General features: G+C 42.3%; 9 protein-coding genes. 2 read left to right on the plus strand and 7 right to left on the minus strand.

Annotation, left to right across the window (positions count from 1 at the left end):
- Positions 1–6: 6 nt before the first annotated feature.
- Entirely contained in the window at positions 7–1,290 is a 1,284-nt protein-coding gene (locus tag AACU32_RS22505; protein ID WP_096603379.1) for an O-antigen ligase family protein, read from the plus strand.
- 112 nt (positions 1,291–1,402) lie between these two features.
- Here the strand turns inward: AACU32_RS22505 and AACU32_RS22510 are convergent, their stop codons facing one another.
- The 7 genes from AACU32_RS22510 to AACU32_RS22540 form a co-directional block, all read right to left on the minus strand.
- Positions 1,403–1,807, minus strand: a complete 405-nt coding sequence (locus AACU32_RS22510) for a phosphomannose isomerase type II C-terminal cupin domain (RefSeq protein ID WP_096603381.1) — start codon at positions 1,805–1,807, stop codon at positions 1,403–1,405.
- 115 nt (positions 1,808–1,922) lie between these two features.
- Positions 1,923–3,263, minus strand: a complete 1,341-nt coding sequence (locus tag AACU32_RS22515; protein WP_096603382.1) for a PQQ-dependent sugar dehydrogenase — start codon at positions 3,261–3,263, stop codon at positions 1,923–1,925.
- Between the two features lie 157 nt (positions 3,264–3,420).
- Positions 3,421–5,727: an NACHT domain-containing protein gene (locus tag AACU32_RS22520; protein ID WP_096603384.1), complete on the minus strand. Its 2,307-nt coding sequence runs from the start codon at positions 5,725–5,727 to the stop codon at positions 3,421–3,423.
- A gap of 249 nt (positions 5,728–5,976) precedes the next feature.
- Positions 5,977–7,170 (minus strand): EAL domain-containing response regulator, encoded by a 1,194-nt coding sequence (locus tag AACU32_RS22525; RefSeq protein ID WP_096603385.1) that lies wholly within the window; start codon positions 7,168–7,170, stop codon positions 5,977–5,979.
- The gene (locus tag AACU32_RS22530) at positions 7,148–10,237 is read right to left on the minus strand and encodes a PAS domain S-box protein (protein ID WP_096603387.1); all 3,090 of its coding nucleotides are present in this window, start codon (positions 10,235–10,237) and stop codon (positions 7,148–7,150) included. Before AACU32_RS22530 ends, AACU32_RS22525 begins: the two co-directional genes overlap by 23 nt.
- Positions 10,238–11,234: 997 nt before the next feature.
- Positions 11,235–14,036: a family 10 glycosylhydrolase gene (locus tag AACU32_RS22535; protein ID WP_096603388.1), complete on the minus strand. Its 2,802-nt coding sequence runs from the start codon at positions 14,034–14,036 to the stop codon at positions 11,235–11,237.
- 180 nt (positions 14,037–14,216) lie between these two features.
- On the minus strand, positions 14,217–15,545 hold the full coding sequence (locus AACU32_RS22540) for a TIGR03279 family radical SAM protein (RefSeq protein WP_096603390.1): 1,329 nt from the start codon (positions 15,543–15,545) through the stop codon (positions 14,217–14,219).
- A 262-nt stretch (positions 15,546–15,807) separates the two neighbouring features.
- On the opposite strand from AACU32_RS22540, the gene AACU32_RS22545 reads away from it, so the two are divergent.
- Complete coding sequence (locus AACU32_RS22545; RefSeq protein WP_339378178.1) at positions 15,808–22,851, plus strand: RHS repeat-associated core domain-containing protein; 7,044 nt, start codon at positions 15,808–15,810, stop codon at positions 22,849–22,851.
- Positions 22,852–22,862 lie beyond the last annotated feature (11 nt).

The following is a 22,862-nucleotide window of genomic DNA, read 5'->3' on the forward strand; positions in this document are numbered from 1 at the left end:
TTAATTATGGCTAAACAAGAAGAAATAACTCCTCGTAATTTTGAGGAACGTATGGTTTGGTACACAATCACTTGGACATATGGCTTGTATGTAATTGGCGGACTTTATCTTGCTGCACCAATTATTGCCTGGATATTAGTATTTTATCTATGCAAAAAACTTGTGCTGCAAAATTCTCAAACTCCTGTTGAAGAACGAATCACCATTCCCTTTGGAGTTTGGGTTTGGATAATTGCCATGATAGTAATGTTAGTTGCTTTATTTATGGGTCACCTTGATTATAATTTGAGTACTGGGGAGATAATTAAATCAACTTTAGGCTGGGCTAAAGGGTGGGCATTATTGGCAATATTTCCGCTTATTGGCTGTTTAAATATTCGTCCTGAGTTGGTGTATCGTGCAGGTTGTGTTGTTTGTTATCAGACGTTGCTGTTCTTTCCGCTCTTTTATATAGCCTATCTTGCACATCTACCTGTAACCCTGTATGTCTCCCCCCTGCAAGCAGTGGGGGGGCCTGGACCTGACTTTTTTGCGCTGAATCTCTATGAAATTGATCCTGAAGCTGGTTCAGCTCGATGGCGACTATTTACGCCTTGGGCCCCAGCTTTAGGATTTGTAGCAAATATTTACTTGATTTTTGCTTTTCAAGAAAAATCCATAAAATGGCGTGTCCTAGCAATAATTGGTAGCTTGCTTATGTGTCAAGTCTCTGCTTCCCGATTGGCTCTAGTCAATTTGGTAGTAGTGTCATCTTTAACCTGGATATTATCTAGGATGACTAGACCTAGAGTTTTAATAATATTAGGTTTTGCTTCGCCTGTAATCGGTCTAGTTGCTCCGTCAATTATCAAGGCATATAAAAACTTTAACGATGCATTCAAAGCTGCTCGTGCAGGTTCATCTAGGGTGCGTGCGGCCTTGGGGCGAATTGCTTATGACCGATGGGAGAGTGAGGCTCCTATTTGGGGACATGGAGTTGTCGAAAAAGGGCCCCATGTAGCAGAACATATGCCCATTGGTTCTCATCACTCTTGGTTTGGGCTACTTTTTGTGAAAGGAATTGTCGGATTTTTTGCCTTGGCTGTGCCAATGTTGTGGACTTTTCTCGAATTTTTAATTAAATGCCAAACAAGCAAGGTAGGCAAATCGGGACTAAGTATAATTTTTACAATATTCCTTTACACATTTGGTGAGAATTTAGAAATTTTAGCTTACCTTTTTTGGCCGGCTTTAGTCATCGTGGGGATTGCGATGAAAGAAAAGACTGGTAATCCCTTTAATCAGATATAACTGAAAAGGTGAAGCCCCAATTTGGCGACATGGCTTAAATTTTTAGATCTTGAATTTTGGATGAGTGAATCTGCAATCCAAAATCCAAAATCTAAAATTAGTTCTAATTGTATTAGATGTCGTTGACAGGCTTAACCAAATTGAGATCGTAAGGACGCTCAATATCATCCTCACCTAAATACTCACCATTTTGAATTTCTAAAATTATCAGAGGAATCGAACCGGGATTTTCTACTTTATGGAGTGTTGCCGCCGGAACATAGGTAGACTCATTACGGTTCAATAATATTTCCTGCTCACCACAAGTAATCTTGGCAACACCAGAGACGACAACCCAATGTTCATTGCGGTGATAATGGATTTGTGGTTTAATGCCATGTCTCGGCTTGATTTCTACACGACTAATTCTATAGTTATCGCCTTCTTCTACAACCTCTACATTTCCCCAGTATCTAGCACCGGAATGATCAGAAGATTGAGTGTTATTTGATTGATTGTCGTTCTCATGCTGTGTCATATCTAATTTTTCAACCTGATAGCTTTCACTATATATTTTTCTAATAATCTAGCCTAAAAAAGCAAAGCAATCAAAGGATATTAAAACATCGCCAGCATTTCCTAATCCCTAGCCCCTATCCCCCCGTATACTGAATCCGATAAATGCGATTATTGGCTTCTTCTGTGACTAATAAACTGCCATCAGGTAACACAAGTAAGCCTACAGGTCGTCCCCAAGCGGTTGGTGTAGAGGGATTGAGCAAAAATCCAGTCAGGAAGTCTTCATAGTAACCTTGCGATCGCCCATTATTATCGAAAGGGACAAATACAATTTTATAACCAGTACCGCGATCGCGGTTCCACGAACCACGAAAAGCTACAAATGCGCCGTTACGATATTTCTCAGGGAAGGTTTTACCATCATAAAACTGCAAACCCAATGCTGCTGAGTGCGCCTGAAACAACACATCTGGAGTCTGAGTCTGGGCTACCAAGTCAGGGCGTTTGCTTTTGTTATTGGTTGTCTGACGCGGATCAAGATTATTTGGTGTTAGATAGGCATAGGGCCAGCCGTAAAATTCTCCTTTTTGCAGGCGTGTAAAGTAGTCTGGTACTAAGTCATCGCCAATCCCATCACGTTCGTTAACTGTAGCGTAAAGTTCCTTCGTGACAGGATGAAAGTCTAAACCAACTGGGTTACGCAAGCCATAAGCAAAAGTCTGCTTTTGGGAACCATCCAAATTCATCTGCTGAACCGAAGCCCTGGGGAGAGATTCTTCATCTACATTCGATTGTGAACCTACAGAAACATATAGTTTATTACCATCAGGTGAAACGACTACGTTACGTGTCCAATGTTGGTTATAGCCGCCTCCAGGTAAATCAGTAATTTTTTTGCCAGTACCTGTCAGTTGCTGTTGACCTTTATTATAGGGAAACTGTAACACGGCATCAGTATTAGCTAAAAAGAAAGAATTACCAGCAAAAGCCATGCCAAACGGAATATTTACTCCATTTGTCGCACTTGCGAAAGTCTGGCGGACATCAGCTACCCCATCGCCGTTGCTGTCACGTAACACTCGAATGCGATTTTGTCGGGTTTCAGTTACCAGCACATCCCCATTAGGAGTTAAAGCCAGCCAACGAGGCGCATTTAAATCTTCAGCAAAGACATTAACTGTAAATCCTGGTGGTACGCGCAGCACTGGGTTTTGCGGAATCGACACAACCTGCGGGCTTTTGGAAGCGCTGTCTGTGGCAAAAGGTGCTGGTAAATTCTTTAAGTTAATCCGGATTGGTGTGGGTGAAAGTGGTTGAGTAGGGACAATATTTTTTGATTCTGTTGAATTCTGTGCCAGTGGAACTGAAGTTGCAGATGGTTGTGGTGTCAAATCATCCAAGGAAGCGCGAGTCTGGTTACAGGCAAGTGTAGTAAATAACAACAATAGTGGCAAGAAACGCTGAGGCAATTTCATCATTGGACGCTTCCAAATGTGGCAATAGAATCACAGCTAGTGAGTACTATTGTTGAGTTTAGCGAAAGCGCCCTAATTATCCATCCCTCTGGGGAAAGGGCAGGGGGACAAGGGAGATAAATGCCCAATGCCCTGTTTGGCCAATGCCCATTGACAATTAACTCCAAGGCAAAAGCAAACTATTCTTAATTGACTCCCGGACATGAGGATCAACCTCAGCAGCACTATTGATGCAATCTAATAGTAGTTGATTGGCATACCAATACTGTTGTAATTCTTGCCAATCTTGTTGAGTAAACTGCCAATTATATCCAATTTGGCGCGTATCAATCATCAGAGTCCGCAATTTTTCAATCCAAGCTGATCCATTAGTTTCCCACCAATATTTTAGGGTTTCTCTACTTTTATTTTGCGGGGGTAGCTGCTTTTTTAAATCTTGTAAAGATATTTGTAAACTAGGCCGATCCTTCAGCAGATGTTTCAGATCAAGGGCTAAACTCAAAGCAAATAAGCGTTGGAAAAATATATCAGCAGTCATAGTCAAGCTGACAGCAAGGGCATGAGTTAAGGCCAGATCTAAGGCTAAATCAACAGAGAGATTTCCAGTCAATCGCGGATCTAAAGATATCGCAAAAATTTGGTTACGGGCTAGAGGATGCTCTGGTGGCAGGCCAATGGTAAAGTAAAACGCACGTACACTAGCTGGATTATAAGATTGGTTTGTAGCAGAAGATTTTTGGACTACCCAATTGAGAAAAGTCTGTAATTTTTCATTTCCAGTTACTAAGCTGTCTGTTTGTTGTTTTATTAACTGCAATAATTCATCAGCAGACTGTAACATGCCGACGCTGAGTAAAAATATTTCCCGCCAACGTTCTTCATGGAGATGATTAACTAGTTCTTTTAGTGTTTGTGTATTAGCATTAGCAAAAATTTCTCTGGCTGTGAAATACTCTTGAAATGTCAAATGGGAAAAAGAATAAATTCCTCTGGCTCTTTCTATTAATAACCCATGTTGAGCCTCAATTGCTTTTAACACAGCTGCACTTTCTAATTCTAAAGCATCTGCATCTTTTGTAGCTTGGGGAAGATGAGATAGATAGTCCGCAATGAGTTGCCGCATTTTATTTTCTGGCAGAAAGTAATTTCCCTGAGTAAAGGTAATTGCTGCTACGTGGCTCAGGAGTTTAATTTTTTGCAGGAGTGATAAATTTCGATAAACTAGATCGCGTTTAATGCCTCTTGCTTCATCCCAGCGGATCAGTAGTAAATCTAATCCTTGTTTATAGAGTTCAGCACGTTGAGAGGGAAAATCTTCGGCAAACTGAAATAACAAACAGGTGAGATTTAATAAAATTGGTGTGGCTGCCAATTCGAGAATGGGAGCATTTTCTGGCAGTTCCAATTTTTGCATAAACTTATGTGCCAATTCCTGCGCTTTGGCTGGAGATTTTTTGGCGATAACTAAAAACCATTTGTACGCAAATGTGATAATTTGTAATTTAGTAAAATCCGCAATTTCAACTTCCGTAAATCCTTGAAATCTATAATTTTGGGCAGCTATGCGGCAACTAATTATAATTTTATTTTGATGAAAACTTTCAATAAATTGACGGATACTTGTATTAATTCTTTCGCTATCCTTGGCGGCAACTTCATCTAAAGCATCTAAGAGAATTAAAGCTTTACCTTGAGATAATATTGTGAAAATTTGCTGTTCGGTAATATTAAAATGCGAAAAGCTATGACAAATATAATTTACTAAATTAGTTTGCGGCTCATCTTTAGTATCTTCAGCAAGATTTTTCAAATTTATAAAAATTGGTAAACAATCAGTTAGGAACAATCCTTGATTACAGCTAATAGCAATTGATTGCAGAAATGTAGTTTTACCGGAACCAGGTTTTCCTAACACCATTAGCTTAGAATATTGTGAAACTGCCTCTAGTCCACCAATCCGCTGTTGCCGGACGTTACCTAAGCCAAATCTATCAAATTTTTCGGGTTGACAGTTTTGTAATTGATTAATATCTATCCATGTTTTACTAGACATTTCCTCTAAGATATTGACATCAACGTAAAGTTCATTTAAAGCAATGGGACGGGCAATGTCTAAAATATGCAAAGTACCGCACTGGGCTTGAATTTTTCCAGAATTAAGCGATCGCAGCTTTTCTACTAAACTCTTAATATCTAAAGTCACCTGGGTGGGTTTCTCTACAGGTAATAATTCCTCATCAGTAGACTGTTGCAATATATCTGCTGGATCTAAGTCTAACGCCAAGCAAATCTCATTAAAGGCTTGACGGTCAATAGGTTTACCAGTAAAAAACTTCCAAATGGGCTGACGAGTTTCCAACCCGACAGTCGCAGCTAGATACTCTTGCGTCCAGCCTTTGCGTTTAAACGCGAGTTTAGCTTTTCTAATACCTTCTACGGATGCTTGCAGCGATCGCTTTGCCATTCTTTTTATCAAAGACTATATACTGTTGTAGCTATATACTGTTTTCGCTGTTTGTATACAACTTATACAAGTTATACAAATTAGACATGAACTTATACCAGAAACATAACACAAGAACCTTGATTACATACTTATAATAGTCTCAAGTCAGCCAATTCTACATACCCAACTAGCTTATGGCATTGCTAAACAATATTTTGCCTTGTCGAGCAATGCCGAAGCTTTTTATTTTAAATAAAGTGGTGTTATCTAGAAAAAATTTTCCAACTCTGCTGCTGGTAATGGACGACTTAAAAGAAATCCTTGCATAGCGTCACAGTTATTTTGGCGTAAAAAATCAAGTTCTGCTTCTGTATCTATACCTTCGGCTATGACTTGAAAATCAAGATTGTGAGCCATTTGGATTACAGCTTTAGTAAGTGCCGATTTTTCATAATTTACATCTACATTGTGAATATAATATCGCCCAATTTTTAAGGTATTAATGGGTAATTCTTTCAGGTTTGTTAAAGAAGAATAGCCGATACCAAAATCATCGACTGCAATTTTAACACCCAGAGAACGTAATTTATGCATAATCGCGATCGCGTTATTCAGATTTTGCATAATTATACTTTCATTGAGTTCGATTTCTACACGTTCTGGTGCTAATTTATTCTTGATTAAAAGCGCAGCGATATCTTCGATAAAACCTGGAGAATAAAATAGGCTTCCGGAAACATTGACATTCATAGTCAACGGTAAAGGATCAATATTATCCTGCCATTTTTTAATTTGTTCACAGATACTGGTCAATACCCACTGTTCAATCGACAAAATTAAACCTTGTGATTCTGCCAATTGCATAAATTCTAATGGCGGAACCGAACCTAATTCAGGACTTTGCCATCGCAATAAACTTTCAGCCGCGATGATTTTTCCTGAGGCAATATCTACTATTGGTTGATAATACAAATCAAATTCTTGAAATTTATTTTGTTTAATTACTCGCTGTAAATGGAGTTCTAATAACTGCATCTTTGGTGAACTTACCATAGTTGCAGCCTGAGTTGATAAGAAGTGCTTTTTCAATGCAGCCTGTTTTTCTAGGCGGTTGACAATGGCGCTTAATAATTCCGCACGGGTGAATGGCTTGGTTAGGTAGTCATCTGCTCCTAAATCCATACCTTGACGAAAGTCAGCTTTGGCAGATTTAGCGGTGAGAAAGATAAAGGGAATTGTTGCCGTTAAGGGATCTTGGCGTAATGTTGTTAACACGCCATAACCATCAATTTCGGGCATCATCATATCGCACAAAATTAAATCAGGAATTTCCGAAAAAGCTAAGTTTAAACCGATTCTGCCATTAGCAGCGGACAGAGTATCAAAATCCTCAGCTTCTAGTAAATCTAACAAATTTTCTCTAACTAATTCTTCGTCTTCAATTACTAATATTTTCGTCATGATTTTCACCTGGTTGTATTTGTTTTTTTAATGGTAGAGTGACTGTAACCTTTGTTCCCACTCCTAATGTACTGACAACAAAAATTTTGCCTTCGTGTATATCTACACACCTTTTGACAATTGCCAGCCCTAATCCAGTACCAAGGATATTATCTACATTACTTGCTCGATGAAATGATTCAAATAGATGTGGTAAATCTTCTGAAGGAATACCAATTCCCTGGTCTTGAATTTCCAACATTACTTGCCCATCCTGGCAAATTAGATTGAAGTCAACATTGCTATCAGATGGGGAATATTTGAGCGCATTTGTCAGTAAGTTCCTGAGAATATGTCCTAGCAATTTTTGATCCATCAAACATAGTACAACTTCAGGTTTGCTGGTAAAAGATATTTGTCGCTGATTGTTGAGATCTAGCTTGACTTCTTCCAGTAATTGACCGCAGTATTGAACTAAATCGAAGGATGTGGGTTTAAACTCTAGTATTCCCGCTTCTGCTTTGCCGATAAACAAAACATCGTGCAACATTTCCGTCATCCGGTTGACAGCAGTTTGGATACGACGCAAATGAATGAGTTGCTTTTCTTCGCTCCATTTATGACGGTAATGTTCTAGTAATTCTGCGGACGAAAGAATAGTACTCAAGGGCGTGCGAAATTCATGGGAAGTCATGGAAATAAACCGAGATTTCAATTCATTAAGTTCTTTTTCTTTTTCTAGGGCGATGATCAGGTCTTGTTCTAATTGCTTTTGTTCTGTAATATCTGCACAGTAGCCCACAAATTCTACTAAGTTACCAGTCTCATCTTGCACTAATCTACCTGTATCATATATCCAACGGTATTTGCCATCTTGATGTAGGAAGCGGTATTTCAAGCTGTACTGACCTTGCTCTACTGCCTGTGAAAGTTCAGCAAATACCTGAGATACATCATCTGGGTGGATATGACTAGCCCAAAAGCCACTATCTTCGATAAAATCCCTGGCTTCATAGCCCATCATCGCTTTGACATTTTCACTGATAAAAGTTGCACCAAAATCTCCTGATGGCTTGCAAGTGTAGATCACAGCCGGGTTGGCAAAGAGTAAGTATTGCAGGCGTTGTTGGCTGACAAGTAGTGCCGTTTCTGCTTGCTGGCGTTTGGTAATATCTGTTTGAATGCCGATGTAGTGGGTCAGTGTGCCGGTGACATCATAAACTGGAGAAATGTTTAACTCATGCCAAGCAACTCCCCTATCCCTGCGGTAGTTGCGGAGAATAACGGTGCAATCTTGACCTGCTTGCATTGCGGCATTGAGTGCTTGTAAATCTTGAGGATTAATTTCATCATTTGGGAACAGACAAAAGCTTTGTCCAATTACATCGGCTGCACTGTAGCCCGTCATGTGTTCATAAGCAGGATTAACATAAATAATTGGGCCGTTAGTGATGCTAGCATCAGCAATAATAATGCCATTGCTACTGGCAGCGATCGCGCGATCGCGTAGTCTTAAACTTTCCTCTGCTAGCTTACGTTGGGTAATATCAGTATGGATGCAGACTGTTCCCACTGTTTTCCCTGTAGCATCTTTCAGGGCATCAATGGATAAGTATACTTGCACCAGCCCGCCACTACGGACTTGCATAGTGACTTCGCCACGCCACGATTGCCCCTTTTGGATAGAATTCGCTATTTGTTGAAATTCTGCTGGATATTTGAATATAATATGCTTTCCCCCAGCAGCCTGTAGTTCCTCTAAGGTGTACTCATACAGTTTGACAAATGCTGGGTTGACATAAATAGCTTCACCGCAAATGTTGCCCAGACAAATGGCATCACTGGCGCTTTCAATAGCTTTACGAAAGTGTAATAGTGATTCTTCAACTAATTTGCGCTCGGTAATATCAGTAGATATGCCACAAAAAGCATAAACTACACCCTGAGCATCTTTTAAAGGAAATCTCATTGTCAAATAAGTGTGTAACCCATCTGCATGGTTAACGACTTCCTCAGTTGTTGTTGATATACCATTTGTAATTACCTGTTGGTTATTAACTACAAACTGATCGGCAATATCCTGACTCCAAATTTCGTAAACGCTTTTGCCAAATATCTGCTCTTGCTTGATATTACATATTTCTTCATACTGCCTATTGATCAGTAAATATTTATTTTGACTATCTACTACGTAAATTAGTGCCGGAGAATTATCTAAAATCGCTTGTAGCAGCTGTTGAGTATTCCGCAATGATGCTTCTGCTTGTTGGTGCTGGGTAATATCGCGACTCATACCGCGATACCCTTGGAATGTACCTTCCGAGTCAAAGACGGGAACACCACTAGTTTCCAGGCAAACTAAATGACCATTTTGATGCATCTGGATATTCTCCAGACATTGGAATGGTTGGGGTTTCATAAAAATTTTGGCAAATTCTCGAGCAATACACTCTCGCCTCTCCAAAGGGATAAACTCCAGGGGGCTTTTTCCTACCATTTCCTCGACTTCGTAGCCCAAGATATCGCGTACTTTACGGCTGAGATAGGTATAGATCCCGTTGTGGTCTACTTCCCAAATTAAATCGCTGCTGGCTTCTACTAAATTGCGGAAACGTTCTTCACTATTTCTGAGTGCTTCTACAGGCTGTTGGCGATCGCGCTGCGCTGCTTGCTTTTGGCTGATATCACTATCTAAAACTTGATAAATACTTTCTTTGGTGATTGTACCAATTAGTTGACCTTGTTCATCTACAACCAAAAGCAAACCCAACTGTGATTGGCGTAATTGGGAAAGAACTGTTGCTTGATCCTTAAGTTGAGATTGCTGTACCGTGATTATTAAAGGATGCATAACTTCAGAAATCTTTGTGGTTTTGAGATCAATTCCTGAAGCTACTAGCTTGACGACATCTTTCTCTGTAAACCACCCCAATATTTGTGCAGCTGAGCCGACTAAAGTGCTTTTACCTTGTTTCGCCATCAGAGCGATCGCATCTAACAATGATGTTTCCGGTTCCACCGTCAAAGGCGAAAAATCAATTATTGACTCTAAGCATTTTAGCCACAGAAGCTGCGGTACGGCTTGCATATGTTATTTCAAGCAGATTCTTGTTAGTGTGTTTTGAATATTTTTAAGTAAACTAAATCTCCTGTCTGGGATATTTACAGGCAATCAAGAGAATAATATTCAGCCTCTATTAGCAAATATGGTGAATTTGGTCAGCCAATAAAATTGGCAGAAAAAATTATTTATATTTTTAGAATTTAGCATTTTTTTAATCACAATTTGTCAATTTTTATGAACTCGGCTAGTTACAGATGGCAAGTTATATCGTGTCTGGTGAAAGATTAATCATTAAAGCAGAGAATCAGGGGAGCAGCGCCTCGGCTCCCTTAAGTGGGGGACGCTAAGCTAAGGACTGCGCAAAATCGAGTTTCGCCTACGCGGTAGTTTCGCCTACGCGGTAGTTTCGCCTACGCGGTAGTTTCGACTTCGCTCAACTACCGCGAAGCCGAGATTCACAGCCAGGCGCTTGGCGACCGAGAGCAGAGGGGTGTTTGCATTTTCTGCATAGATTCGGTAATTATAACTAATTAGCCAGACTGGATATCAAAGATGATCTAGTCATCCTATTGAATGGTGAACTTACTGGTATAAGGTGCGCTATCTTCATTAAAGCGTGGGATCAGTTGATTTTTTTGCTAGTGAACTACGGTTAAACATAAATGCATATAGATAAATATCGGCATTTATTAGCGGTTATCAGCGGTTTATTGAACTATTAGCAATTCAACCTGATGATTGCGGGTCGTATATTGTGATTATGGGCAGAGAAACCCATCCTATACAAATGCATGTGTGGTCTTTTTTGCGAAAATTAGTAAAGTTAATTTACTGCTATAGTTTAGCCACCCTAATCCTGGTGTGACAAGTGTAAGCTACTACTAAGAAATAAACTATCTAATTACCGTATACGTAGAGGAAGGAGGAGGGATGAGGGGGACTAGGAGACACGGGGACGCGGGGACGCGGGGACGCGGAGAAATAACTAATGCCCAATGCCCAATGCCCCATGCCCTTTGATTTAAGAAGGCGATCGCATTTGTCGTTCGCCGTAACGCAATAACCTTTCAATAGTTGCTAGACGATTTTCCCAGACTTTGACTTGATAGGGATTGTCTATAGCTTCTTGCCTCATCCAGATTCTAAATTGAGACTGGAAACGAGTCAGTGAGGCTCTGGCGGCAATAAACTTACTGGCAGAAGGTGAAGCAGCAAGCTGATTTAAAGCAGTTTGTAAAACTTCTGCTTGATTGTTAAACTCAGAAATTGTTGCCGCTGGCATATTTAATTGCTCGTTTTGCAGAATCAGCTTCCATTCCTTTTGTAAGGCAGTATAACGAATAGCAGCAGTTTGAAAAGGTTGACGGTGCGGAATCGGTTCGTTATTTCTCGGTTGCACCTTACCTTGGGTATTGTTAAAGACTTGTTGTAACTCGTTGTTCAAGTTCTCAACGGCAAAAAGTGCATAACCGCTGACTGGTAAGTCCCTAACCAATTGCAGTTGATCGAATGCGCCGACTATTGGCAAGGAAAGTAGGCGAATTCCTGGTACTAATAAAGTTGCTCCTAATTTTGTGGAAGTAATCCAAGGTTGTGCTAGTCGTTGGAAACGCGGAGTATCTAAGGCGTAAGTCATGGGCACAATTAAATCTATATCTCCCTGTCTAGCCCAAACTTCCCACTGCTGTTGGATTTTCTGAATGCGTTCTAATTCTGGTAAGGGAAATACAGCAACTGACAAAATTAAGTTTGGTCGCTTTTGGCGTAAATGCTGGGAAACTTCGGCGACAAAAGTATTAACTTGTTCGGTACGAAAGGCTGTCCATTTTTGCCACAAATCGCGATCGCTTGGGGAAATTTTCAACGGATCTACGCCTGTACGTTGGACGAACTGCTCTCTGGCTGCTTTACCATAACCGTAAACTCTACCTGCTGCGGGATCTTGGAAGGGATAGCGAATATAGTCCAACTGAAGACCATCGACTTGATAGCGAGTGACGATTTCTTCGTAGAGTTTGAGTAAGTACTGCCGTAATTGAGGATTAGCTTGATCAAAGAATGGCTTGGTTTGTCCAGCAGGTATCATGTTGCCCCGATTATCGTAATTTGCCCAATCGGGATGAGCTGCTAGTACTGGCCCTGGATAATTAGATGGTTGGTTGAGAATTTCATTGTGACGTTGATTACCAGCGGCAAACACCCAAACCCAAGCGTGTAATTCCATACCCCTGGCGTGAGCTAATTTGACTGCTGACTCTAAGGGGTCCCAGCCGCGAATTAAGGGGTTTTGCTGAGGTGCTACTTGGCTTGGATAGATGGTATAACTAGCGTTGACGGTTTCAAAAAATACAGTGTTAATGCCTGCTTGTGCCAGTCGGTCAAAAACTTGGGCGAGTCCCTGTTCGCTACCTGCACGGACAATTGTCCCCCGATCTAACCACACTGAGCGGATTTCTGGTTGAGCCAATCGGCGATCGAGGGGAAACTGTTTCCATAACATCGTTTTCGCCCTCAGCCACTGCTGACGAGCTAGAGCATAGTTTTTTTGAGCGATTAACTGGGGTATGTTTTTGGCTATTTCCCTAGCTTGGGCGATCGCTTGCTCGTTGTCGGAAATTGGTACATCAGATCGACTGGCGATGAAACTGGCACTATCTAACTTTAGTCCTTGGGTATTACTTGCTGTGTTTTCGACCTCACCAGTGGCGGACACAGCGGCGGCGAGTTTGGCACTTTGCACTCTACCGATGAGATTTTCTAACTCTTGCTGGAGGGCGATCGCTTCGTCACTATTAATCGGTGCATTGGAGTTGGGTACTACATCCAAACGCACTGCTTCTTCTAGTTCGTCAATCGGCTCTCGGGAACGTTGGGGTGTGATATTTACCAGGGGTCTGGGTTGGGGAGCAGTGGCGATCTTGGCTGGTGGTTGGGGAGTTTTGGGTTGTGGATTTGGCGCGGTAGCAGTTACAGGTTGTGGAGTTTTCGGTTGTACTGCTGTTGGCGATACAGTCGGTGGTGGAGTGGGTTTCTTGGTTGCAACTTCTACTGAAGTAGAACAGGTTGGTGAGCCGCCTTCCACTTTCCTGCTTGCACTGGGGGGCAATTTTTGATACCGCTCCACGGAGGCTTTTAACCAAGCTTGATCGATGTCTGCGGCGCTAACTGCATCTACTCCCCAGCGCCAGCCTAACAAGGTAGAACGGTCGGTAGTCACTACGGCGGCGGGATTATCTTGAGCATTCCAAACAGCAGCTGGTGCGCTCAAGTTCTCAGCTATCACTACACCACCATGTACTTTACCAAATAGCCCGTTTTGGTTGAGCCATTCCTCTGGTAGCTTGGTTTTTGCAGGTTGTAGCTGTTGTGTTTGACTGAGGCTGAATCCCCAATAACCCCCTAACAGCGTCCGCAACAATTGTCTTACCCCAGGCGCTGATAGACTACCTACCGGGCCGCTAGCAATCAAGCGTCCGCCTTGACTCATCCATTCTTCTAAGGCGATCGCTTGGGCTGGCGTTATTGTCTCCACATTCGGCAAAAATAATACCCGGCGATCGCCCCAATCTGCCGGACTCCTCACAGCATCTAGGGAAATTACACAATACTTTACCCCAGTTGCTTGCAAGCGATTAGTAATTGTTGACCATTGATTACTATTATCTTGACTATAAACTATACTCAATACTGGCTCTTCATCTGCCGCTATTGCTGGTAGAATCCCCAAACTATTTAATAGTAAAAATTGCAAATTAAAAATGAAGAATCCGGCTTGTTTAATTTTTAACTGTATTCTCGTAATGCGATTTTCCTGATTCTTCACTCCTCTCTCCTCACTCAATTAATTATCTAAACTCTGAAGTCTGAAATGCAAAGTGTGAAATTATACTATTCATCAAGTAATTTACCTCACCCGGAATTACGCCCCTGAAAGCTTGGAGAAACCCCAAACCCACAAAAATCTTCATTACATATCTAAACGTTGATTGGTATCACTTCACACTTAATCAATACAGGTATTGATTAATTCTTCAATTCCTGCTACTGGGAAGATTTTTGTTCCCAGTTTGCTAGCGACTTCTTCAATACTCATATCATCTAAAAATAACAATTCACCATGTTTAAGCATGACATTTGGCAGCAAAATTCCATCACCTAAATCTTGCCCTTCTAAGTTTAAAAGTAAATCGTGCCCTGTTAATAAGCCTGTAACACTAATCTTCTGTCCCCAGTAATCGCTAGATAAAGCCCGCATATTTACCTGCAAACCCGCAACAGCATTCAACTGTTGGAGAATAGGTTGAAATGCTTTCTCTACTGCATTACCAACTACCCAAGTTAATTTTTTATTGGGAGAAATTTTAGCTGGTAGTGATTTTGCTTTTTGGGCGAATTGCTTGAGAAACAACCGAATCGAACCTACACCATTATCAATTTGGGGATATTCTTCATATTCTTCTTCACTAGGTAATTCTGTACCAGCAATTAAAAACCACTCATCGGCTAACCAAACAACGCTGGAACCGAACTTTTGCCGAAAAACGTGGGAAAGCGATCGCACTTGGGAAATCACTTCTTGAGCTTTTTCTGGCGTTACTGGGATCAGTTCGTCTTCTTGGGGACGAAACCGCGTTAACCCCACTGGTACTACAGCCACTGATGCGACTGTTGGCAATTCGTCAGTATAAAATGACGCTAAATCTTTGAGTGTTTGTTCCAAATGAATACCATCATTTATACCCGGACAAACAACAACTTGGGCATGAATTTGTAGCCGTCTTGCTTGGAACCACTGAAGTTGTGACAAAATTTGTCCCGCGCGGGGATTTTTCAGCAATCTAGTTCTCACTTCCGGTTCTGTAGCATGGACAGAAACATACAAAGGAGACAGACGCATTTGTTCAATCCGCTGCCATTCTCTTTCTGGTAAATTAGTCAGAGTTAAATAGGAGCCATATAAAAAGCTTAAGCGGTAATCGTCATCTTTAAAATACAGACTAGAACGCTTACCGGGTGGTTGTTGATCGATAAAGCAAAATGGGCAGTGGTTATTACACTGAATTAAAGCATCAAATAGAGCCGATTCAAATTCTAGCCCTAAATCTTCATCGTAGTCTTTTTCAATTTCTAGGTGATGAGTTTTACCAGCAGCATCTAAAACTTCTAGTTCGAGAACCTCATCAGCACATAAATATTGGTAATCAATCAAATCGCGGGGAGGTGTACCGTTAATTGCAACGATCGCATCTCCTGCTTCAAAGCCAATTTCAGCGGCGATGGAATCTGGTAATACTTTGCTAATTCGGGCGGGACGAATTGTAAACGCACTCATAAAATTAATCCGCGATCGTTTGTTATTTCTCACTTATGATTACTAGTTTGCTCACTGGGAAAAAAGTTCCGAGAATGATGAGCCAGATAATAATAGTAATCAATTGAATCTTCATCAATACTTTAACTACTTTTACAGCTTCTTCAATTTAATCGATTCCATATGTGATATGAATTTACCATTTTTAGAAATATTTTATCATTGCCTTTTTTAGTGCGCGATCGCTTAAAAACCTCGGTATTTCATCATCTGTTATCGCCTCATGAAAAAACTGAAAATTTCCCCGAATAAAGGATATTTGTCTCAGTGTAATCTAGGAAATAATTCCAAAATTCTGGAATTTCAGATAAAGTTCTCCGATAAATCACGTATGAGTACCAGCACTCGTCCAGTTACTTATAGCTACGTTTCCCCTGGTGTTATTAACATCATAGATGCGACTGGTTCGACGACTCTAATTCGCTTCACCAGCACAGGTCAGATTCAAACTATTCAAGATCCACTCAATCGCTCAACTCAATTTACTTACGATGCCAATGACTATCTTAGTCAAATCACGGCACCAGGAAATACTATTTCCAAATTTAGCTATGATGTCCAAGGGCGATTACTGAGTCAGACTGACCCCTTGAATCAAACGGTGAGTTTTACCTATACAGGGAATTTAGATTCGCCAACTACAGTAAAGGATCAGAAGGGACAAGTCACTCAATATAGCTATAACACCTATGGTGAGTTAAGTGGAATTACTTACGCCAATGGGACTTCGGAAACTTTTAGTTACGATTTATCGGGGAATTTAGCTCAAGTCAAAGAACGTAGCGGCGATACTTTCCAATATACCTACGATAGTACGGGGAAAGTGACGCGCAAGACATTCGATGATGGCACTTTTGAAAGTTACACCTACAACACAAACGGGAATCTCACTGCTATTACCAAGGGGAGTGGCACAATTAGCTTAGAGTATGACACCAATAACCGCCTCACTAAAATTACTTATCCTAATGGACGCTGGCTGCAATATACCTACGACAGTGACGGAAAACGGACAAAGATGGTGGATGAGAGTGGATTCACCGTTAACTACAGCTACGATGCAGATGATCGATTAGTTGGGTTAACTAATGCCACTGGTGGGAGCTTAATTACTTATACTTATGATGCGATCGGGCGTTTAAGCAAGGAAACCAACGGTAACGGGACTTACACTATTTATAAATATGATGCCGCCAGCCAGCTTACAGAAATCTCAAATTATGCTGCTAATGGCACTGTAAATTCCTTTTTTCGTTACACATACGATAATTTAGGTCGTCAAACTAGCGTTACCACAACAGAAGGAAAATGGACGTATGAGTATGATGCTACGGAACAGTTAACCCGTGCTTTTTTGGATTACACCAATGCGAGTTTGACAGATCAAGATTTGCGCTACACCTATGATGCGGCGGGGAATCGCATTAGTAGCACTGTCAATGGAGTAACAACGAACTATACCGCTAATAATCTGAATCAATATACTCAGGTTGGTAGTGGAATTTATACCTATGATTCAGATGGGAATTTAATCAAGGTTGTTGATGGTACTCAGACTTGGACTTATGTTTACAACGATGAGAACCGTTTAATTAGTGGTACAACACCCCAAGGGACTTTTGCTTATGAGTATAATGCGTTGGGCGATCGCACTGCTGTTGTGTATAACGGACAACGCACGGAGTATTTAGTTGATCCCTTTGGATGGGGAAATGTTACTGGTGAGTATAACGGCACTGGTGGACTAATTGCCAATTACGCGCACGGGATAGGGTTAGTCGGGCGTTTTGGCAGTGGTGGTGTGGCTAATTATTATGATTTTGATGCTGTTGGCTCAACAGTTGGGTTAACAGGTGCATCAGGAACTTATGTTAACAGCTACAGTTATCGTCCCTTTGGTGAAACTTTAACCAAAGTTGAGACAGTTTCTAACTCCTTTAGGTATATAGGGCAATGGGGGGTAATGGATGAAGGCAACGGCCTTGATTTCATGCGGGCGAGATATTACGACAGCTATACAGGAAAGTTCACTACCAGCGATCCGATTGGGTTGAATGGTGGTGATACTAACTTATATCGCTATGTTTTCAATAATCCCGTAATTTTTATAGATCCATTTGGAACAACAGCAACTGTTGGAGGTACTGTTGGAGGTACTGTTGGAGGCGCTGTTGGAGGTGCTGCTGGAAGAGCCGTTGGAAGAGCCGTTGGAGGTGCTGTTGGAGGCGCTGTTGGACTAGCATTTGGAGGACCAGCAGGTGGATTTTATGGATATTTTGCAGGGACATACTATGGAGGGCTAGCTGGCCAATTTCTTGGAGCTGCTGTTGGAAGATACTTTGGAAGTAAATTTGGAGATTTCTTAGAAGACTCGATGGGAAAGGATATCCCTGGTGGTGCTGAAGGCGATCCCTCGACTGGTCTGCCGTGGCCTGGTGGTCCTGGCGATCCTGGTAGTAGCGGTTCTTGGGGGGGGGCTAAGAATGCTATTTCTCCCCTTGTCCTTGATCTTGACAATGATGGTATTGAATTAATTTCCCTACAAAACTCTACAGCTTTCTTCGACCTTGATGCAGATGGTTTTGCAGAAAGAACAGGTTGGGTAAAAGCTGATGATGGTATTTTGGCTTTAGATAAAAACAATAATTATCAGATTGATGACATTACCGAAGTCTTCGGTAATGCTACTACTGATGGTTTCATCATCCTGAAACAATTAGATAGTAATAATGACAACATTATTAATGCAAGTGATGCCCAGTTTGCCGACTTAAGAATCTGGCGAGATAAAGATCAAGATGGTGATTCAGATATCGGTGAACTTAGAAGCTTGACAGATTTGGGTATTAAGAGCATTAACCTCAACTATCAAGCTGTCAATCTCACTAATGAAGGCAACCGCATCAGTAGCACCAGTACTTATACCCTTGCCAATGGAACAACAAGACAGATTGTTGATGTCTGGTTCACTCTAGATCAACTAACAAGTTACTACAGCAAAGACTATCAACTCAAAGCTGAAACTCTGTTTTTGCCAACCCTCAAAGGCTACGGAAACTTACCAGACCTCTACATCGCTATGAGCAAAGACTCAACCCTGCTCGGCATGATGCGAGATTTGGTATTACTAGACACTAGCAATTACGAACAGTTTTATAGCCAGTTTCTAACTCAAGTTGAAGCCTTCTTATATCGCTGGGCTGGCGTGCAGAATGTCGCTGCTAATAGTCGGGGTGCATATATTGATGGTCGCAAGTTAGCATTTTTAGAAACTTTCTTTGGTGAAGGTTTCAGTCAAAGTGGCTGGGGAGCTAACCCAGGCCCTCAAGCATCTAGCATTTTGCTGGGTATTTGGAATAATTTATTCCGCGAGTTCAGTGGGCGATTACTGGTTCAAGGATCATTGCGCAATTTATTTCCTGAGACGACTTATAACCTTGCCAATGACAGCTTAGAAAGCAGCACAGATTTAAGCACAGTTCTGAACCTTTTAGCTGCCAATGCACCTACTAATGGGGATCAAGCAATTATTTACTGGAGTTTGGTGATTGCTGGTTTGGATGCTTATGAAAACCGATTTGGACTATCACAAACTGACTATGATCAACGCATCAACCAAGCTTTAGCTTCTAGTCAACTTTCAGGTTATCTCAATGCTTTACGTCAACCAAACTTTTTAGGCATTGCAGATGACGTAATTGGTGGAACATCCGGTAATGACATTATCAATGGTGGCTTAGGCAATGACCGAATTAACGGTGGTAACGGTGATGATGTAATTAGTGGTGGTAGTGGTGATGATGATTTAGATGGTGGATTTGGTAATGACAAGGTTAGTGGTAATGATGGTAATGACATCATCAGGGGTGGATTGGGAATTGATACCCTGGATGGTGGCAGTGGTAATGATACTGTCAATCTGGATTTATCAGGTCAAACAATTAATCTGACAATTACCAACCCCAGTGGTGGAATTAATTTGCCTGGAATTGTTACAGCCACTAATTTTGAGAATTTCACCATTACTACAGGTAGCGGTAATGACCAAGTTTTGCAAGCAGCTTTAATTGGGGGAGTAGTTTACCGCAGCAATGATACATTCAATGGCGGTGCAGGTAATGACACTATTAATCCAGGTTTAGGCTTGAACGATCGCGCCGATGGTGGTGCAGGAGACGACCTGCTTATCCTCGACTACTCGATTGATGATGTCGGGAATGGGATGACCTTCAACAGCTATACAGGAACTGAAGGCACTTCAGGAAGTGCCGGACGTACATCGACAACAGGAACTTGGATTGATTCAATCTCCTTCAATGGCATCAACCGCTTCCAAATTACAGGTACAAGCAAAAACGACACTATTACCACAGGTGCAGGCAACGATACCATTAACGGTGGTGCAGGTAACGATACCATCAATGGTGGTACAGGTAACGACAGCATTAATGGCGGTGATGGCAACGACACTATTACAGTTGGTGCTGGCAACGATACAGTAGATGGAGGAGTAGGTAGCGATCGTCTAGTTTTGGATTTGTCTACTGAAACGACTGGGCGCACCTTCGGTGTTATAAGTGGGGATATAACTATTCCCGGTGTTGTCAGTGCCACAAACTTTGAAGAATTCAGCATCATCACAGGTTCCGGCAACGACAGCATTAACCAACCCACCACAGTCAACGCTGCTATCTACCGTCGCAACGACACCTTCAACACAGGTTCCGGCAACGACACCATCAACCTGGGGTTAGGCACAGACGACCGTGCTGATGGCGGTACAGGTGATGACCTGCTGATTGTGGACTACTCTGTAGATGATGTGGGTAGACAGATGTATTTCAGTGCTTACAGCTATAGTAGCGGCGAGTCCTATGGCAGTGCCTACCGTTATCAAGCAGCCAGCAGCAGCTATCTCGATTACATCTACTTCAACAACATCAACCGTTTCCAAGTCACAGGCACGAGTAAAAACGACAGCATTACTACAGGTTCCGGTAACGATACCGTGAACGGTGGTGCAGGCAATGACAGCATTAATGGTGGTTTAGGTAATGACAGCATTAATGGTGGCGACGGCAACGACACTATCAACGGTGGTGGCGGAACAGATATCGTCGATGGCGGTGCAGGCAGTGACCGATTAATCCTCGACCTATCCAGCATAAGCGGTAACCAGACCTTGGGCTTACTGGGCAGTAGCTTGACTTTGGGCGGAGTCAGTGCCACAAACTTTGAAGAATACACCATCACCACAGGTGCGGGTAACGACAGCATCAACCAACCGACCACAGTCAACTCAGCTATCTATCGGCGCAACGACACCTTCAACACAGGTTCCGGCAACGACACCATCAACCTGGGGTTAGGCACAGACGACCGTGCTGATGGCGGTACAGGCGATGACCTGCTGATTGTGGACTACTCTGTAGATGATGTGGGTAGACAGATGTACTTTTCTGCCAACAGCTACAGTACTGGCGAGTCTTATGGTAGTGCCTACCGTTATCAAGCAGCTACTAGCAGCTATCTGGACTACATCTACTTCAACAACATCAACCGTTTCCAAGTCACAGGCACGAGTAAAAACGACAGCATTACTACAGGTTCCGGTAACGATACCGTGAACGGTGGTGCAGGCAATGACAGCATTAATGGTGGTTTAGGTAATGACAGCATTAATGGTGGCGACGGCAACGACACTATCAACGGTGGTGGCGGAACAGATATCGTCGATGGCGGTGCAGGCAGTGACCGATTAATCCTCGACCTATCCAGCATAAGCGGTAACCAGACCTTGGGCTTACTGGGCAGTAGCTTAACTTTGGGCGGAGTCAGTGCCACAAACTTTGAAGAATACACCATCACCACAGGTTCGGGTAACGACAGCATCAACCAACCGACCACAGTCAACTCAGCTATCTATCGGCGCAACGACACCTTCAACACAGGTTCCGGCAACGACACCATCAACCTGGGGTTAGGCACAGACGACCGTGCTGATGGCGGTACAGGCGATGACCTGCTGATTGTGGACTACTCTGTAGATGATGTGGGTAGACAGATGTACTTTTCTGCCAACAGCTACAGTACTGGCGAGTCTTATGGTAGTGCCTACCGTTATCAAGCAGCTACTAGCAGCTATCTGGACTACATCTACTTCAACAACATCAACCGTTTCCAAGTCACAGGCACGAGTAAAAACGACAGCATTACTACAGGTTCCGGTAACGATACCGTTAACGGTGGTGCAGGCAATGACAGCATTAATGGTGGTTTAGGTAATGACAGCATTAATGGTGGCGACGGCAACGACACTATCAACGGTGGTGGCGGAACAGATATCGTCGATGGCGGTGCAGGCAGTGACCGATTAATCCTCGACCTATCCAGCATAAGCGGTAACCAGACCTTGGGCTTACTGGGCAGTAACTTCACCTTGGGTGGAGTCACCGCGACAAACTTTGAAGAATTCAGCATCACCACAGGTTCGGGTAACGACAGCATTAACCAACCCACCACAGTCAACGCTGCTATCTACCGTCGCAACGACACCATCAACACAGGTTCCGGCAACGACACCATCAACCTGGGGTTAGGCACAGACGACCGCGCTGATGGCGGTACAGGTGATGACCTGCTGATTGTGGACTACTCTGTAGATGATGTCGGTCAACAGATGTATTTCAGTGCTTACAGCTATAGTAGCGGCGAGTCCTATGGCAGTGCCTACCGTTATCAAGCAGCCAGCAGCAGCTATCTCGATTACATCTACTTCAACAACATCAATCGTTTCCAAGTCACAGGCACGAGTAAAAACGACACCATTACTACAGGTTCCGGTAACGATACCATACTCGGTGGTGCAGGCAATGACAGCATTAATGGTGGGGCTGGTGATGATATTCTAACTGGAGGTTTAGGCAATGATACGCTAACAGGTAGCACTGGAGCAGACAAATTTACTGTGAATGCTGCTAATCAAGGGATTGATGTTATTACTGATTTCTTGAGTAGTCAAGGCGACAAAATGTATGTTTCTGCCTCTGGTTTTGGTGGTGGTTTAGTAGCAGGTGCAACAATTACATCTGAGCAATTTGTCTTAGGCACAGCTGCGGGTGATGCTTCCGATCGCTTTATCTATAACTCGACTACTGGAGATTTATTGTTTGACATTGATGGTACAGGCGCTCTTGCAGCTACGCAAATTGCTGTACTAAGTTCCAAGCCTTCTTTGACTTATAGTGACATTGTTGTCATTGCTTAGAGGTTGTTTGA

The organism is Calothrix sp. NIES-2100 (genome assembly GCF_963875285.1).
In the GTDB taxonomy this organism is placed as follows: domain Bacteria; phylum Cyanobacteriota; class Cyanobacteriia; order Cyanobacteriales; family Nostocaceae; genus Aulosira.

Coding starts and splice junctions, on each gene's coding strand:
- AACU32_RS22505 (WP_096603379.1), top strand. CDS start 7: ATGGCTAAACAAGAAGAAATAACTCCTCGTAATTTTGAGGAACGTATG.
- AACU32_RS22510 (WP_096603381.1), bottom strand. CDS start 1,807: ATGACACAGCATGAGAACGACAATCAATCAAATAACACTCAATCTTCT.
- AACU32_RS22515 (WP_096603382.1), bottom strand. CDS start 3,263: ATGAAATTGCCTCAGCGTTTCTTGCCACTATTGTTGTTATTTACTACA.
- AACU32_RS22520 (WP_096603384.1), bottom strand. CDS start 5,727: ATGGCAAAGCGATCGCTGCAAGCATCCGTAGAAGGTATTAGAAAAGCT.
- AACU32_RS22525 (WP_096603385.1), bottom strand. CDS start 7,170: ATGACGAAAATATTAGTAATTGAAGACGAAGAATTAGTTAGAGAAAAT.
- AACU32_RS22530 (WP_096603387.1), bottom strand. CDS start 10,237: ATGCAAGCCGTACCGCAGCTTCTGTGGCTAAAATGCTTAGAGTCAATA.
- AACU32_RS22540 (WP_096603390.1), bottom strand. CDS start 15,545: ATGAGTGCGTTTACAATTCGTCCCGCCCGAATTAGCAAAGTATTACCA.
- AACU32_RS22545 (WP_339378178.1), top strand. CDS start 15,808: ATGAAAAAACTGAAAATTTCCCCGAATAAAGGATATTTGTCTCAGTGT.